Below are 231 nucleotides of genomic sequence, written 5' to 3'. Positions count from 1 at the left end.
TTTCTGCGGGCCAGAGGCATTAACTGTAATTAACTGACCGCAAAGCGTAAAAGGAGTGCGCAGCATGGTGAGCCCCGAGGAAGTGCTTGAGTTCTGGCTGGACGAGGTTGGCCCCGACGGCTGGTACGAGGTCGACCCCGCCCTCGACGCCCGTATCCGCGAGCGTTTCGCCGCCGCGTGGCAAGCGGCGCGTGAAGGTAAATACGCGCTCTGGTTGACCTATCCGTCAGG

Annotated in this window: 1 protein-coding gene; it reads left to right on the top strand. The window is 61.5% G+C overall.

What is annotated here, in order from left to right; genetic code table 11:
* Positions 1 to 64: 64 nt before the first annotated feature.
* Positions 65 to 231: DUF924 family protein (locus A3728_RS22840; protein WP_150120832.1), on the top strand; the 167-nt coding region annotated here is incomplete at its 3' end.

Source organism: Sulfitobacter sp. HI0040, from assembly GCF_001634885.1.
GTDB lineage: Bacteria > Pseudomonadota > Alphaproteobacteria > Rhodobacterales > Rhodobacteraceae > Sulfitobacter.
Note: the sequence above shows the minus strand (reverse complement) of the source record. Positions and strands in the feature narration are given on the sequence as shown.